Annotated in this window: 14 protein-coding genes; 10 read left to right on the top strand and 4 right to left on the bottom strand. The window is 62.3% G+C overall.

The window, feature by feature from the left end:
• The first annotated feature begins 19 nt into the window (after window positions 1-19).
• Window positions 20-457, top strand: a complete 438-nt coding sequence (locus U6115_RS16640; RefSeq protein WP_146008462.1) for a hypothetical protein — start codon at window positions 20-22, stop codon at window positions 455-457.
• 68 nt (window positions 458-525) lie between these two features.
• Here U6115_RS16640 and U6115_RS16635 read toward each other — a convergent pair whose 3' ends face one another.
• Window positions 526-1,509 carry an IS110 family RNA-guided transposase gene (locus U6115_RS16635; RefSeq protein WP_047244354.1) on the bottom strand — a complete coding sequence of 328 codons (984 nt, stop codon included), beginning with the start codon at window positions 1,507-1,509 and terminating at the stop codon, window positions 526-528.
• Between the two features lie 415 nt (window positions 1,510-1,924).
• On the opposite strand from U6115_RS16635, the gene U6115_RS16630 reads away from it, so the two are divergent.
• Complete coding sequence (locus U6115_RS16630; RefSeq protein ID WP_146008463.1) at window positions 1,925-2,599, top strand: hypothetical protein; 675 nt, start codon at window positions 1,925-1,927, stop codon at window positions 2,597-2,599.
• A 221-nt stretch (window positions 2,600-2,820) separates the two neighbouring features.
• Here the strand turns inward: U6115_RS16630 and U6115_RS16625 are convergent, their stop codons facing one another.
• Complete coding sequence (locus U6115_RS16625; RefSeq protein ID WP_043578016.1) at window positions 2,821-4,410, bottom strand: methyl-accepting chemotaxis protein; 1,590 nt, start codon at window positions 4,408-4,410, stop codon at window positions 2,821-2,823.
• Window positions 4,379-4,819: a hypothetical protein gene (locus U6115_RS16620; protein ID WP_146008464.1), complete on the bottom strand. Its 441-nt coding sequence runs from the start codon at window positions 4,817-4,819 to the stop codon at window positions 4,379-4,381. The genes U6115_RS16625 and U6115_RS16620 overlap by 32 nt, the downstream gene beginning before the upstream one ends.
• 416 nt (window positions 4,820-5,235) lie before the next feature.
• On the opposite strand from U6115_RS16620, the gene hemB reads away from it, so the two are divergent.
• The 4 genes from hemB to tdh all read left to right on the top strand — a co-directional run bounded on the left by hemB (window position 5,236) and on the right by tdh (window position 8,952).
• Window positions 5,236-6,240, top strand: coding sequence for a porphobilinogen synthase (gene hemB / locus U6115_RS16615; RefSeq protein WP_043578015.1), 1,005 nt, complete (start codon window positions 5,236-5,238; stop codon window positions 6,238-6,240).
• Window positions 6,241-6,312: 72 nt separating this feature from the next.
• Window positions 6,313-6,534 carry a hypothetical protein gene (locus tag U6115_RS16610; protein WP_043578013.1) on the top strand — a complete coding sequence of 74 codons (222 nt, stop codon included), beginning with the start codon at window positions 6,313-6,315 and terminating at the stop codon, window positions 6,532-6,534.
• 135 nt (window positions 6,535-6,669) lie between these two features.
• Window positions 6,670-7,875, top strand: a complete 1,206-nt coding sequence (locus U6115_RS16605) for a glycine C-acetyltransferase (protein WP_043578010.1) — start codon at window positions 6,670-6,672, stop codon at window positions 7,873-7,875.
• 51 nt (window positions 7,876-7,926) lie between these two features.
• Window positions 7,927-8,952, top strand: a complete 1,026-nt coding sequence (gene tdh / locus U6115_RS16600) for an L-threonine 3-dehydrogenase (RefSeq protein WP_043578008.1) — start codon at window positions 7,927-7,929, stop codon at window positions 8,950-8,952.
• A 64-nt stretch (window positions 8,953-9,016) separates the two neighbouring features.
• Here tdh and U6115_RS22855 read toward each other — a convergent pair whose 3' ends face one another.
• On the bottom strand, window positions 9,017-10,558 hold the full coding sequence (locus tag U6115_RS22855; RefSeq protein WP_197466025.1) for a methyl-accepting chemotaxis protein: 1,542 nt from the start codon (window positions 10,556-10,558) through the stop codon (window positions 9,017-9,019).
• A gap of 160 nt (window positions 10,559-10,718) precedes the next feature.
• On the opposite strand from U6115_RS22855, the gene hemG reads away from it, so the two are divergent.
• From hemG to glyS, 4 genes are all read left to right on the top strand, one after another.
• The gene (hemG, locus tag U6115_RS16590) at window positions 10,719-12,044 is read left to right on the top strand and encodes a protoporphyrinogen oxidase (RefSeq protein WP_043578005.1); all 1,326 of its coding nucleotides are present in this window, start codon (window positions 10,719-10,721) and stop codon (window positions 12,042-12,044) included.
• A gap of 42 nt (window positions 12,045-12,086) precedes the next feature.
• On the top strand, window positions 12,087-12,977 hold the full coding sequence (glyQ, locus tag U6115_RS16585) for a glycine--tRNA ligase subunit alpha (protein ID WP_043578002.1): 891 nt from the start codon (window positions 12,087-12,089) through the stop codon (window positions 12,975-12,977).
• Between the two features lie 67 nt (window positions 12,978-13,044).
• Window positions 13,045-13,473, top strand: coding sequence for a surface-adhesin E family protein (locus U6115_RS16580; RefSeq protein WP_043578000.1), 429 nt, complete (start codon window positions 13,045-13,047; stop codon window positions 13,471-13,473).
• Between the two features lie 10 nt (window positions 13,474-13,483).
• On the top strand, window positions 13,484-15,544 hold the full coding sequence (gene glyS / locus U6115_RS16575) for a glycine--tRNA ligase subunit beta (RefSeq protein WP_080770286.1): 2,061 nt from the start codon (window positions 13,484-13,486) through the stop codon (window positions 15,542-15,544).
• Window positions 15,545-15,644: the final 100 nt, after the last annotated feature.

Below are 15,644 nucleotides of genomic sequence, written 5' to 3'. Positions count from 1 at the left end.
ATAACTTTGTGAGGCAGTAATGATTCATTTGAGTGAAAAATGGAATCGCGTGTTTGTAAAGATTGTTTGTTGTTATGTTGCTGTTATGCTGGTGTTTGTAGTCAATTCTATGTTGAGAAGTCATGGTTCCGCTGATAGATTGGTTATGATGATATCAGATATTAGTGTTTTAGATGGCTGTGGAGTAAGTGTTGTTGATAGATTTAATAATGATAAAGTTATGATGGGTTCTTACCGGGTATCTCGTAAAATAGCAATGAAATCATGGTTGGCGGAGTCAGCTCATTCATGTATTCAGAAGCTTGTAAGTCGTGGGTGGACGGTAAAGAATGGCGTTTATTGTAAGAATGGTGTGGCGATGATGATTGATCAGTCTGGTGTTTTTTTTAAAGGGGAGGAAGTTGTGGTGGTTGATATGGAGTATGGGTTCCCACAGTCAAAACTCTGTCATGAATGATTTTTTCTGCGTAAAATATTAAGATTGAGGATGGCTTTTTATTAGGATCGTAGATACCGTCTTTCACGTCAAGCGGCTCGTGCGTAGTCGGCCCGGTAAGGCTGGCGTGTTTTCAGCACGCCAAAGCACAGATGGACCAGCTTGCGCATAGCTGCTCCCAGGGCGGACATTTTCGTCTTGCCCCGCGCTAATAATCGTTGATACAGCGCCTTAACATGTGGGTTGTATCGTATGGCGACCACTGCTGCCATGTACAGCACGGCTCGAAGGCGCGCTGGCCCAGCTTTGGATAGGTGAGCTCGGCCCAAGAGCGAACTGCCTGATTGACGTTCCACTGGCACCAAACCAAGATATGCGGCCAATTGCTCGGCGCTGACGAAATGATGGGTATGGATGATGGCCAGAAGATTGCTGCCCGACTGTGGGCCAATGGCCGGAATGCTGCTCAACAGGGCTAGGTCCGCTTTCAATTCCGGATGACGGTCAATATGGTCGTCGATATCCTGCTGCAACTTGGCCAGTTGTGTTCCGATAAACGCAATCGACTCGATCAGCGACTGCTGAATCAACTCTGGTGTATCGGTGGCTTCGGCTTTTTCTTGCCGATTCAGCTCACGGCGAAGATCCTGCTGCAGCGCCTCACGCCGAGCCAGCAACGCCTGTAGCGCACGGGCTTGTCGGCTGGGAGGCATCCAGGCCATAGGTTGGAGCAAGGCACCATAACGCGCCAGGACCAAGCTATCTACGCCATCGGTCTTGGTTCGAATCGCCAAGCCTTTGGCGAAGTCGCGGATTTGCGCCGGGTTGATGATGGAAACGATCACATCGGCATCGCACAAGGCGATGGCTGCTTGTTCGTGATACACGCCGGTGCCTTCCATCACAGCATGAACCTGCCGGGGCTCCAGGCCTTGCTTGGTCAGCCATGACAACAGAGCATGAATGCCGGTTTTATCGTTGCTCACGCATTTGGCTTTGCGTTTGTTGGCGGCATCCAGCAAAAGAGTGCAGTCCAGTTTGGCTTTGGCTACATCTATTCCGAGATAATGCATAAATCGGGTCCTCACGAAAAATGCCTAATCGCCCATTTGCCTTGTGCATGCAGGGTCGAACCCTTGGCTACCGTTCAGTGTCGGATTTGGCGATGAGGTGGAGTCGAAGGCTTTATCTACGGCTCAAGGTCTGGCCTTAAGGTTGGGCCCAAGCTGCTTCGGCTCCAGGCAGTGGCTGCTCACCACTACCGATTGCAAGATACAAGGTTGGGCTAAGCTTGCGAAGCCCAACGTTTACCGTGAAATATACGATAATGCCTATGGGGTAGGTCATATCTTTTCATTCTCGGTAAACGTTGGACTTCATTTCATTCAGCCCAATCTGCGGCCCTGGTTGGATTGATATATTAGATTTTAAAATTAGAGTCCAATTTGGATATAAATTATTATGTTATTCAGCTAAGGACTATCATTCGTGATTGATCGGATTAATTTAAATGTCCTTATGGGAGCGTTTTTTTCTACGTGCTTATTTTTCTTTTCGATTGCAATTTTTTTGACGATTTTTATATTTGCATTTTTGGTAAATGTCTTAAGGAGTTATGATGTTTTTGTTCTCCAGTTTTTGTCGTTTTTCTTTTTTTCGGTATCAGCTCTCGCTTTAGGGGTGATTTTTTCCGGGTTTTTGACAGAGTGTAAATTTTATGGTGGGGTAATTTTGAGGTTGGGGTGGTATTTTTACATCCTCAAACTATTGGTATTGATTTTTTTGGGTTGGCCAGCTCATAGCGGTTGGGTAATGTTAAGGGGGCTGTGGGGATGGGTGGGGTTTTGGGTATATTTCCCTGCTTGGATATTGGAGAGGAGGAGGATGAAATGGTTTTTAGGCTTTCCACTTTACTTGCTTCTTCCTGATGCCATTTTTATTATAATCCTTTTTTTTCAGAAAGGAATTGATTGGAGTGAGGTGTTTGCTTACTTGATTTCTCTGGGGTTTTATTCCATTTTCTTTAAGTATATTTTTGATTTATTTATTCATAGATTTCATTTTAAGTCTAACTGTTTTGAATCGAATATTTTCGTGGTAGTTGCTACTGTTTTTTCTGTTTTAGGAGGAGGTGGTTTGTTTTTGTTCGTTATTTTTGTTTAAGGGTTTTGTGAGGTGGCCGTTCTGGACGGTATCTACGGCCCTGTGGGAGTCAGTTTTGTCTGAGCAAGTCGTAGGCTTCATGTGGTTTAGCCTTTCGTACGCGCCATCGATATGGCGAGAATGCCCAGCTCGCATGCCATCTGGCTGCCGCGCTCAGCCCTGCCTCGATCCACACCCCCGCTAAGAAAGAAAACCGCCGCCATCACTGGCGGCGGCGGGTTTCACATGTGTTTTTCAAACTGGCTGACCAGCCGGCGCAGGTCGCCGGCGGTGAGGTGCAGTTTCTGGGCCACCTGCAGCGTGGTGCTGATGCTGTGGCCGTTTTGCTCGGTCAGGCGGCTCATGGTTTCCATGTTCTGGGCGACTTCGGTGGAGGCCGACGACTGTTGCCGCAGCATATTGGCCACGCTGGCGGAGGATTCCGCCACTTTCTCGTTGGCGCCGCGGATGGCCTCCAGCCCCTGGGCCGCCACCTGTATCGTCGCTTCGGCGATGTGCACCTTGTCCACCGCCGCCTTGACGTCGGCCAGCGCTTCGCTTGAGCGTTCGCGCAGGAAGGCCACCGACTGTTCTATCTCCAGCGTATTGCCGGCGGTGCGTTCGGCCAGCTTGCGCACTTCGTCGGCCACCACCGCGAAGCCGCGGCCTTGCTCGCCGGCCCGCGCCGCTTCGATGGCGGCGTTGAGCGCCAGCAGATTGGTCTGATTGGCGATTTCCTTGATCACGCCGGTGACGGTGTTGATCGATTCCACCGACTGTTCCAGCTTGATGATGGTGTTGCGGGTGCTGGACACCTCGTTGACCACCTCCAGCGCGGCCTGGCGGGTGCCGTTCATCTGCGTTTCGCCCTGGGTGGCCAGTTCGGTGGCCTGGCCGGCGAAGTCGGCGCCGGTGCGGGTGGCCTGGGAGATTTCGTTGACCGCCACCGACAGCTGCTCCAGCGCCGCCGCCACCCGGATGATGCCTTCCTGCGTGTGTTCGCCGCGCGAGTTCAGCGATTCGGCCTCGGCGTGGGTGGCGCTGGCGGCTTCGCTGATGTCTTCGGCTCCGGCCACCACGTCGGCCAGGATGGCGCGCAAGTGGATGCGCAGGGTTTCCATTTCTTCCAGCACCGCGCGCGGCTCGCGCAGGCCGGCCGGGGCGATCTGGCTGCTGAAGTCGCCTTCGGCCAGGCGCATCAAGGCTTTGCGGGCGGCATCGATGGGGGGCGTCTGCCAGCGGGCGGCCAGGTAGCCGGCCAGCGGCGCCCAAAGGGCCAGCAGGGCGAGCAGGCTGACCCGCGCCGCGCCGCCGGGCAGGGCGGCGGCGGCCAAGGCCAGCGCCGCGGAAGGCAGCTGCGCCAGCAGCATGGCCAGGCTCAGCGGCAGCGGCGTGGTGTGGCGGGTTTGCGGGAAGGCCTGGCGCTTTTCCCGGACGCGGGCGTAGAGCTGCTCGGCTTCGGCGGTTTGCGTCTTGGAGGGCGCGCTGCGCACCGACATATAGCCCACCGGGCGGCCGTTTTCGCAGATCGGCGTGACGTAGGCTTCCACCCAGTAGAAATGCCCCTGCTTGCTGCGGTTCTTGACCAGGCCTTTCCACGGGCGGCCGGACTTGATGGTGGTCCAGAGGTCGGCGAACGCCTCTTCGGGCATGTCCGGGTGGCGGACGATATTGTGGGACTGGCCGATCAGCTCTTCTTCGCTGAAGCCGCTGATGTCGATGAAGGCCCGGTTGGCGTAGGTGATCTGGCCTTTCAGATCGGTTTTGGTGACGATGGGACGGTGGGGCAGCAGAAATAATTCAATGCTGTCCACGGGCAGGTTTTTTTTCATCGGCGGCGCCTCCTAGTTCTGTCATTGCGAATCGGCATGGCAAACCGGATTTCGCGCGGCGGCGTCCGGTTTCGAGAGGTTTGCATCCATTCGGATCCATACGGTTGGGATCGGCTTCCATCCCTAAAACCGATTGATGCCCGTAAACTTTTCGCTGCTCGCCTCCATTGGCGATATAGAACAGAAGCCCGCGTTGTATATAAGCAAGTTTGGCGTTCATTTGATGTGAATTGTCGTGCTTAATAATGAGAATGATTGCCTGTCGCCAAAAGACGCGGGGCGGGGTAGGGCAGCCTTGTTTGATTTGCTGTCTATATAAGGCAAGGCCTTGGTCATTTGCGCGGTGCGGCAAACGGCGGCTGGCGCGTGATTTTTCAAGGGGTTTTATTTCTGGCGCGGCAGTCGTCATTTTCTATGAATATTCAGCCGTAACGGGATTGCGGTTTTCGCTGCATGCGTTTGCCGAGCGATTGCGGATTTTTCTTGGATCAGCGGGCTGATTTGGCGTTGGCGTTGGCATGAATGGGTCTGCTGGATGAATGATTGAATTCGGTCGATGCGATTTGGAATGCGGCGCAAGGCTTAAAGCACTTGTAGCCAATATAGACAAGTGGATCACGGCGATGGGGATTTTGCGCTAGGTGCGATTGCTTAATTGGATGACGCCTGGCGCGAGTGCGAGGCGGGGCCGCTTCTCTGCAATCGACCCGGGCGGCCGGTATGGACGAGGATGGCGCGCCGCTGCGGCAGGTCCGGGAGGGTAGCGATGCCCGCCGGCGGGAATAGGCGTACAATTGCCAACGTCTTTTAAGGGGGTTTGCCGTCATGATTTTTGCCAATCGCTATTTCCCTGCCACCCGCATGCGCCGGATGCGCAAGGATGCGTTCAGCCGCCGCCTGATGCGTGAGAATGCGCTCACCGTCGACGATCTGATTTACCCGGTGTTCGTGATGGAGGGCAGCAACCAGCAGATTGACGTGCCGTCGATGCCGGGCGCGCCGCGGCTGACGCTGGACAAGCTGCTTTACGTGGCGGAAGAGGCGCTGGAGCTGGGCATTCCGATGCTGTCGCTGTTCCCGGTGATCACCGGCGACAAGGATAACGAAGGCAGCGAGGCGTACAACCCGGAAGGCCTGGTGCCGCGCGTGGTGCGCGAACTGAAAAAGCGCTTCCCGGAGCTGGGCGTGATGACCGACGGCGCGCTGGACCCGTACACCATCCATGGCCAGGACGGCGTGATAGACGCCAACGGCTACGTGCTGAACGACGAAACCACCGAGATCCTGGTCAAGCAGGGCCTGTGCCATGCCGAAGCCGGGGTGGACGTGTTCGGCCCGTCGGACATGATGGACGGCCGCATCGGCGCCATCCGCCAGGCGTTCGAGGAAGAAGGCTTCATCCACACCAAGATCCTGGCTTATTCTGCCAAGTATTCGTCCGGCTTCTACGGCCCGTTCCGCGACGCGCTGGGTTCGTCGGCCAATCTGGGCAAGGCCGACAAAAACAGCTATCAGATGGATCCGGGCAATATCGAGGAAGCCATCCAGGAAGTGGCGCAAGACCTGGAAGAGGGCGCCGACATGGTGATGATCAAGCCCGGCATGCCTTACCTCGACGTGATTCGCCGCGTCAAGGACACCTTCCATGTGCCCACCTTCGCCTACCAGGTGTCCGGCGAGTACGCGATGCTGAAGGCGGCCTTCCAGAACGGCTGGCTGAACGAAGAAAAGTGCATGATGGAAAGCCTGCTGGCGTTCAAGCGCGCCGGCGCCGACGGCATTCTGACTTATTTCGCGATGGACGCCGCGCGTTTGCTGCGCCAGCGTTGATAATATAAAGCATGGCGTCCACCCCCTCGATCGCGCTGGCGGCAGGGGGTGTTTGTTTTTGAGGATGGGAAGATGGATGTACTGCATGCCACATGGTTTTGGGTGGCGGTGATCGCCGCGCCGGCCATCGCGCTGATCGGCACGCTGGCCAGGCTGGCGCGCAAGGAGCCGCCGATCAAGCTGCCGTCCGGCGTGGCGCCGCTGCGTTGGGATGACGACGAGGAAGACGCGCCGTCCGGCGAGGCCAAGCCGCCCGTCGCCGGCAACGGTGACAGAGTGCCGCCAAAACACTGAAAACTGTCACTGCTAGCCGCGTGACGGCTGGGCTAGAATGGCGACAGTTTATCTCGCGGCCTGCCTGTCGGGCGGGCCGCCGCGCAGTCCGGCTGCGGGCTAAGGCCCCGCGTCCGGCCAATCACAAGGACTGTTATGAACCACACTTACCTTGCCCACCTGCAAGCCACGCTGGCGCAGATCCGGGCCGACGGCTTCGAAAAACCGGAACGCGTGATCGCCACGCCGCAAAGCGCCGGCATCGCGCTGGCCGGCGGCGAGAAGGTGCTGAACTTCTGCGCCAACAACTACCTGGGCCTGGCCGACGACAAGCGGCTGGTGCTGGCCGCGAAGGCCGGCATGGACGAGTACGGCTACGGCTGCGCGTCGGTGCGCTTCATCTGCGGCACCCAGTCCATCCACAAGCAGCTGGAAAAATCCATTTCCGAATTTCTGGGCACCGACGACACCATTCTTTACTCCAGCTGTTTCGACGCCAACGGCGGCGTGTTCGAAACCCTGCTGAGCGAAGAGGACGCGGTGATCTCGGACGAGCTGAACCACGCCTCCATCATCGACGGCGTGCGTCTGTCCAAGGCCAAGCGCTTCCGCTACAAGAACAACGACATGGCCGATCTGGAAGCGCAGCTGATCGCCGCCGAAGCGGCCGGCGCGCGCTTCAAGCTGATCGTCACCGACGGCGTGTTCTCTATGGACGGCATCATCGCCAACCTCAAAGGCCTGTGCGAAGTGGCCGACCGCCACGGCGCCATCGTGATGGTGGATGACTCCCACGCGGTGGGCTTCATCGGCGAATCCGGCGCCGGCACGCCGGAGCTGTGCGGCGTGGCCGACCGCGTCGACATCTACACCGGCACGCTGGGCAAGGCGCTGGGCGGCGCGTCCGGCGGCTACGTGGCCGCGCGCCAGCCCATCGTCGACCTGCTGCGCCAGCGCTCGCGCCCCTATCTGTTCTCCAACACGCTGGCCCCGGCCATCGCCGCCGCCAGCGTGGAAGTGCTGAGCATCCTGAAGAGCGGCGAAGGCGCCGAACTGCGCGCCAAGGTGCGCCGCAACGCCGAATTGTTCCGCAAGGAAATGGCCGCCGCCGGCTTCACGCTGGTGCCGGGCGAACACCCTATCGTGCCGGTGATGCTGGGCGACGCCCGCCTGGCTGGCGAGATGGCCGCCAGGCTGCTGAAGGAGGGCGTTTACGTGATCGGCTTCTCCTACCCGGTGGTGCCCAAGGGCAAGGCGCGCATCCGCACCCAGATGTCCGCGGCGCACAGCGAAGAGCAGGTGCTGCGCGCGGTGGCCGCCTTCATCAAGGTGGGCCGCGAGCTGGGCGTCATCCCCGATTAATGCGTCAAGCGCCGCGCCGCGTCAGGCGCGGCGGGCAAGGATAAGAGAATCATGAAGGCGTTAGCCAAACTGAAGGCCGCTCCCGGCCTGGAAATGACCGATGTGCCGATGCCGGAAGTCGGCCACAACGATCTGTTGATCAAGATCGTCAAAACCGCGATCTGCGGCACCGACATCCACATCTGGAACTGGGACGAATGGTCGCAGAAGACCATCCCGGTGCCGATGCACGTCGGCCACGAGTACGTCGGCGTCGTCGCCGGCATGGGTTCGGAAGTGCAGGGCTTCAAGATCGGCCAGCGCGTGTCCGGCGAAGGCCACATCACTTGCGGTTACTGCCGCAACTGCCGCGCCGGCCGCCGCCACCTGTGCCGCAACACCACCGGCGTGGGCGTGAACCGCGAAGGCGCGTTCGCCGAATACCTGGTGATCCCGGCCTTCAACGCCTTCCCGATCCCGGATGACATCTCCGACGATCTGGCCTCCATCTTCGACCCCTTCGGCAACGCCGTGCACACCGCGCTGAGCTTCAACCTGGTGGGCGAGGACGTGCTGATCACCGGCGCCGGCCCGATCGGCATCATGGCGGTGGCCATCGCCAAACACGTCGGCGCGCGCCATGTCGTCATCACCGACGTCAACGACTACCGGCTGGAACTGGCGCAGAAGATGGGCGCCACCCGCGCCGTCAACGTCGCCAAGCAGGACCTGAAGGAAGTGATGCAGGAACTGGGTATGACCGAAGGCTTCGATGTCGGCCTGGAAATGTCAGGCAACCCGCAAGCCTTCCGCCAGATGCTGGAAACCATGAACCACGGCGGCAAGGTGGCCTTGCTCGGCATCCCGCCGTCCAACACCGCCATCGACTGGAACCAGGTGATTTTCAAGGGCCTGGAAATCAAGGGCATCTACGGCCGCGAAATGTTCGAGACCTGGTACAAGATGGTGGCCCTGATCCAGTCCGGCCTCGACATCAGCCCCATCATCACCCACCACTACAAGGTGGACGATTTCGAAGCCGGCTTCGCCTCCATGCTGTCCGGCCAAAGCGGCAAGGTGATCCTGGACTGGAGCTGATCCGGCTCCCCGCTTCGCCAGGCAAACGGCTCCCTTGCGGGAGCCGTTTTTGTTGGCGGCGGGGTCAGTCATGCGGCGGCGCGTCGGCGGCGCGGCGGGTCTTGAAGAAGGCCATCATCTGCTTCAGGCGCAGCGCCTGGCTGTTGAGCTGATCGGCGGTGGACGACAGCTCTTCCGAGGTGGAGGCGCTCAGCTGCGTGGTCATCGACAGTTGGCACACCGCGGTGTTGATCTGCATCAGCCCCTCGCTTTGCTCTTTCGACGCCATGGTGATTTCCTGCACCAGGTCGGCGGTCTTGCGGATGGAGGGCAGCATCTGCCCCAGCAGTCCGCCGGCCTGTTCGGCCAGTGCCACGCTGTCCACCGCCAGCTTGCCGATGTCGCGCGCGGCGGTGCGGCAGTGCTCGGCCAGTTTTCTCACCTCGGCCGCCACCACGGTGAAGCCCTTGCCCTGCTTGCCGGCGTGGGCGGCTTCGATGGCGGCGTTCAGCGCCAACAGATTGGTCTGGTAGGCGATGTCGTCGATGATGTCGATCTGCCGGGCGATCTCCCGTATCGCCGACACGGTCTGGCCCACCGCCTGGCTGCCCTGGCCGGCGTCCTCGGCGGCTTTGCCCGCCATCTCGTTGGTGATGCCGGCGTTGTCGGAGTTTTGCGCCACGGTGGCGGCGATCTCCTCCACCGACGCGCTGGTTTCCTCCAGGCTGGCGGCCTGCTGCGACGCGCTCTGGCTAAGCGCCTGGGCCGAGGCCGAGACTTCTTCCGAGGTCAGGTTCAGCGATTCGGCGTTGCTCCCCAGCTCCTCGATCACGCCGGTCAGCTGGCGCACCATCTGCGCCATCGCCGCCAGCACGCTGATGTCGTCGCCGGGGCGCGGCGCGACCCGCACCGTCAGGTCGCCGGCAGCCACCCGCTTGGCGATGGCGGCCACCTCGGCCGGCTCGCCGCCCACCTGGCGGAACAGGCTGCGGCCGATATAGATGATGGCGGCGGCCAGCGCCGCCAGGCTCAGCAGCGCGGCGGCGATGAACCAGCCGCGCTCGTCGCGGTAATGGCTGCGCGATTCGGCGATCTGGTCCCGCAGCAGTCGCTCGAAGCCATCCTGGATGGCGGCGCTGGCGTTAAGCAGCTGCTCGGTCATGTCGCGGTCCTGCCCCTGCACCAGCCGGTCCACGGTTTGGCCGGACAGGCGGTCGCTCTGCCGGAAGGACGCCAGCGCGGCGCGGTAGCGGCTATCCAGCTGGCTGTGCTGCTGCAGGATGGCGTTGAGGGCTGAGCTGTCCTGGCCGCTGTCTTTTTGCAGCTGGGCCGCCTGTTCCAGCGTCTGGTCCACCGTTCGGCCTTCGGCCTGAAAGGCGTTGAAGTGGCGCTGGTAGTCGGCCGGCGCGTTGCCGCGCAGCAGGATGTCCTTCCATTCCTGCACCTGGATCTTGAAATGCAAATTGGCCAATTGCACGCTGCGGTTGATCCGGCTTTGCTGGGCGACATGGTTCAATTGCCGCTCCATGTCGCGGTTCATCGCGGAAAGCTGATAGATGCCGGCGACGACCAGCAGCAACAGGGTAGACAGGTTGATCACGCCCAGCGCGACGAGCCGGGTTTTCATGCGGATTTCATGCGCCATCTGCGGATCTCGTTTGCAGTCGGATTATCTTTGTATTTTGTATAGTCCGCTTTGCCCGCGGCGGCCGGCGCTTGACCGCCATCAGGGGCGGCGCGGGCGGCGCGTCGGATAATCTGGGCCGAGCTATGCAAGGGGAGAGACGATGATCGCGGTGATAGGCGCCGGCGTGTCCGGCTTGTCATGCGCCTGGTGGCTGCGGGCGCGTGGCGCGCCGGCACGGGTGTACGAGGCAGCGGGCCGGGTGGGCGGCAAGGTCTGGACCCGGACCGAGGGCGCTTTGTGCGAGGCCGGGCCCAATACGCTGCTGGCGGACGAGGCGCTGCTGCGCTGGTTTGAGGAGCTAGGCCTGTCGCCGGTATGGCCGGCCGGCGGCGGCAGGCCGCGCCATGTGCTGAAGGATGGGCGCTACCGCCCGTTGCCGCAGAGCGTCCCGCAATGGCTGGCGGGCGGTTTTCCCGGTTGGTCCGCCAAACTGGGGGTGGCGGCGGGGCTGCTGAAATCCGGCGATCCGCGGGCAGGGGAGGAAAGCCTGGCGGCGTTTTGCCGCCGCCAGTTCGGCCGCGCGGCGCTGGATAACTTGCTGGACCCGCTGGCGGGCGGCGTCTTCGCCGGCGATCCGGATGAGCTGCTGCTGGCGGAAACCCTGCCAGAGCTGGCGGCGGCGGCCCAATCGCCGGGGCCGCTGTGGCGCGCTTTGCTGCGGCTGCGCGGCCAGCGTGCGGCGCGGCGGGTCTGCACGCTGGCCGGCGGCCTGGAAAGCTTGCCGCGTCGTCTGGCGCGCGATCTGGACATCCGGCTGAACGCGCCGGCGACGGCGCTGGCGCGCGACGGCTCGGGCTGGCGGCTGCGCGCCGGGGCGGATTGGGAGCGCTTCGATCAAGTGGTGCTGGCGCTGCCGGCCGGCGCCGCCGCCGATTTGCTGGAAGGGTCGGAACCGGCGGCGGCGACGCTGTGCCGGCAGGTGCGCTACGCGCCGCTGGCGGTGGCGTTCACGCTGGCGCGCGCCGAGGCGCTGACGCGGCCGCTGCCGGGCTTCGGCGGCCTGCATCCGCACAGCGAGGAGGCGTTGGCGCTAGGGCATTTGATGTCCAGCAATCTCTACCCGCATGTCTGCCGTCCCGGCGAGCGGCTGCTGACCAGCTTCATCGGCGGCCGGCGCCAGGCCGCGCTGCTGGAACTGGACGACGATGCGCTGCTGGCGCGGCTGAATTGGGAACTGGAGCGGCTGTTCGGGCTGCGGGGGGCGCCGATGCTGCAGCGCGTCGCGCGCTGGCCGCAGGCCTTGCCACAGGGCACGGCGATACAGCGCGCGCTGCGCGCGGCGACGGCGCCGTGGGCGGAGCGGGGCCTGCATCTGTGCGCCAACTGGCTGGACGGCGCGTCGCTGCCGGATTGCCTGGACAAGGGGCGGCGGCTGGCGGCCCGCATCGCCGGCGCGGACGGCACGGCTTTGCTCCGGCGGCGCTAGGCGGTAGAATCGTCGTTTACTTCTTCTTCTACCGCCACGTTTATGCTTACCTTCCAGGAAATCATCCTCACGCTCCAGCACTACTGGAACCGCCAAGGCTGCGCGCTCTTGCAGCCGTACGATACCGAAGTGGGCGCGGGCACCTCGCATACCGCCACCTTCCTGCGCGCGCTGGGCCCGGAGCCTTGGAACGCCGCTTACGTGCAGCCCAGCCGCCGCCCCAAAGACGGCCGCTACGGCGAAAACCCGAACCGGCTGTTCCAGCATCACCAGTTCCAGGTGGTGTTGAAGCCGGCGCCGGCGAATATCCAGGAGCTGTACCTGGGCTCGCTGAAGGAGTTGGGCCTGGACCCCACCCAGCAGGACATCCGCTTCGTCGAGGACGACTGGGAAAACCCGACGCTGGGCGCCTGGGGCCTGGGCTGGGAAGTGTGGCTGAACGGCATGGAAGTGACGCAGTTCACCTACTTCCAGCAAGTGGGCGGCCTGGACTGCAAGCCGGTGCTGGGCGAGATCACTTACGGCCTGGAACGCCTGGCGATGTACCTGCAGGGGGTGGAAAACGTCTACGACCTGATCTGGACCCATCTGCCGGACGGCCAGCCTGTCACCTACGGCAACGTGTTCTACCAGAACGAAGTGGAGCAGTCCCGCTACGCCTTCGAGCACAGCAATGTCGAACTGCTGTTCCGCCAGTTCAGCGATTACGAAGCCGAGGCCAAGGCGCTGCTGGAAGCCAGCTTGCCGCTGCCGGCCTATGAAATGATCCTGAAGGCGGGCCACACCTTCAACCTGCTGGATGCCCGCGGCTCCATCTCGGTGACCGAGCGCGCCACCTACATCGGCCGCATCCGCACGCTGTCGCGCGGCGTGGCGCAAGCCTATTACGACGCCCGCGAGGCGCTGGGCTTCCCGATGTGCCGCAAGGACTGACGAGGTTTTGCCGGCATTGCCTATGCTGGTAAGGCCGGCGCGGGCCGGGTTTGCCGGGGAGTGGACGATGAAAGCCTGTATTGCGATATTGCTGTGCTGCAGCCTGCCGGCCTGGGCCGAGCAGCCTGCCGACTGGGTGGTGTACCAGGACGGCAAGTCGCTGCAGCTGGCGATAGACGGCAACTCCCTGTGGCTGGGCAAGGATGGCCTGGTGCATTTCATCCACCAGGAACGCTTTGCCAGGCAACGCTACGAAAAATCGTACCGGCTGCACTTTTACATCCGCCGCACCACCGGCTACGCCGATTGCAAGCAGTACCAATACGTGTTTGTCGGGTCGGAATATTTCGATCAGAACAACAAGCACCTGTTTTCCACGATGTTCCCGGTGCCGCGCTACGCCTGGAAGTGGCAGCCGGTGAACGAGGATTCGGTCGCCCACGCCATGATGAAGGTGATTTGCGAGGCGGCCGGCGCCGCTTCCCAAAATAATTGAAACGATGACAATGAACGCAACCCTGCTGATAGAACTCCTGACCGAGGAGCTGCCGCCCAAGGCCCTGCCGCGCCTGGCCGCCAGCTTCGCCCAGACCATCACCGAAGAGCTGAAAAAGCTGCAGTTCATCGCCGCCGACGCCGAAGCGGTGGCCTACGCGTCGCCGCGCCGCCTGGCGGTGCAGCTGCCGCAAGTGCTGGCCATGCAGCCCGAGCAGCGCGTCACCCGCCAGGGGCCGGCGGTGGCCGCCGGCATGAAGGACGGTCAGCCGACTCCGGCGTTGGCCGGCTTCGCCCGCTCCTGCGGCGTGGAAGTGTCCGAGCTGGCCGTGGTCAGCAACGGCAAGCAGGATGTCTACGCTTATTCCAGCACCAAGGCCGGCGAGGCGCTGTCCGCGCTGCTGTCCGACGTGGTGGCGCTGGCGTTGAAAAAGCTGCCGGCCCCCAAGCTGATGCGCTGGGGCAATCTGGACGTGCAGTTCGTGCGCCCGGTGCACGGCCTGGTGATGCTGCACGGGGACGCCGTGGTCGATGGCGAAGTGCTGGGCCTGAAGAGCGGCCGCGTCACCCGCGGCCATCGTTTCCTGTCGCAGGGCGAGGTCAGCATCGCCGACGCCGATGGCTACGCCCGCGCCATGCATGAAGAAGGCAAGGTGATCGCCAGCTTCGCCGCCCGCCGCGAATTGATCGGCCACAAGCTGGCCGAGGCCGCCGCCAAACTGGGCGCCACCATCGCCGCGCCGGATGCGCTGTTCGACGAAGTGACCGGCCTGGTGGAATGGCCGGTGGTGATGGAAGCCGGCTTCGAGGCCGAATTCCTGCAAGTGCCGCAGGAATGCCTGATCCTCACCATGCAGCAGAACCAGAAATACTTCCCGCTGCTGGACCAGAACGGCAAGCTGATGAACCGCTTCTTGCTGGTGTCCAACATCGCGCCGCAGGATCCGTCCTTCGTCATCGGCGGCAACGAGCGCGTGCTGCGCGCCCGCCTGTCCGACGCCAAGTTCTTCTTCGAGCAAGACCAGAAGGTCCGCCTGGACAGCCGCCTGCCGCGCCTGGCCAATGTGGTGTACCACAACAAGATAGGCTCGCAGCTGGAGCGCGTGGAGCGCCTGCAGAGCATCGCCGGCGCCATCGCCCATGAACTGGGGGCCGACGCCGCGCTGGCCGCCCGCGCCGCTTACCTGGCCAAGGCCGACCTAGTGTCCGACATGGTGGGCGAATTCCCCGAGCTGCAGGGCATCATGGGCATGTACTACGCCCGCCATGACGGCGAGCACGCGGAAGTGGCCGCCGCCATCGAAGGCCACTACCACCCGCGCTTCGCCGGCGACACGCTGCCGGAAGGCAAGATCGCCACCGCGGTGGCGCTGGCCGACAAGCTGGAAACCATCATCGGCATCTGGGGCATAGGCCTGATCCCGACCGGCGACAAGGACCCGTTCGCGCTGCGCCGCGCCGCGCTGGGCGTGGTGCGGATGGCGCTGGAGGCAGACCTGGACCTGAAGCGCCTGCTGGATATCGTGGCCAACGCCTTCCCGACCGGCAAGCTGTCCGCCGGCGTGGCCGACGAAGTGTTCGGCTTCATGATGGACCGCCTGAAGAACTTCCTGGCCGCCGACTGCAAGGCCGACGAGATCGACGCGGTGCTGGCGTTGTCGCCCAGCCGCCTGTCCGAGGTGCGCGCGGTGCTGGCCGCCGTGGCCCAGTTCAAGGCGCTGCCGGAGGCCGCCGCGCTGGCCGCCGCCAACAAGCGGGTGAAGAACATCCTGAAGAAGGCAGAGGGCGACATCGCCGCGGTGAACCCGGCGCTGTTCGCCGAAGACGCCGAGCGCGCGCTGTTCGACGCGGTGGAAACGCTGATGCCGGCGGTGGACGCCAAGTTCGCCGCCCACGACTTCGCCGCCGCGCTGGCGCAGCTGTCCAGCCTGAAGGCGCCGGTCGACGCCTTCTTCGACGGCGTGATGGTGATGGCGGAGGACGCCGCGGTGCGCGCCAACCGCATCGCGCTGCTGGCGCGCCTGGCCGCGCTGTTCAACCGCGTGGCCGACATCTCGCTGCTGGCGGAGTGAAGATAGGGCGGAAGCCCGGCCTGGCCGGGCTTCCGCCAAACTTTCAGCTTGCGATAGCCTGAATGGCGGAAGGCCCTGGCGGGGCTTCCGCCCTACTCAT

The sequence above is a fragment of the Chromobacterium subtsugae genome (assembly GCF_035919665.1).
Taxonomy (GTDB): domain Bacteria; phylum Pseudomonadota; class Gammaproteobacteria; order Burkholderiales; family Chromobacteriaceae; genus Chromobacterium; species Chromobacterium subtsugae.
The sequence above is the reverse complement of the archived record's forward strand: the minus strand, read 5'-3'. Positions and strand labels throughout refer to the sequence as shown.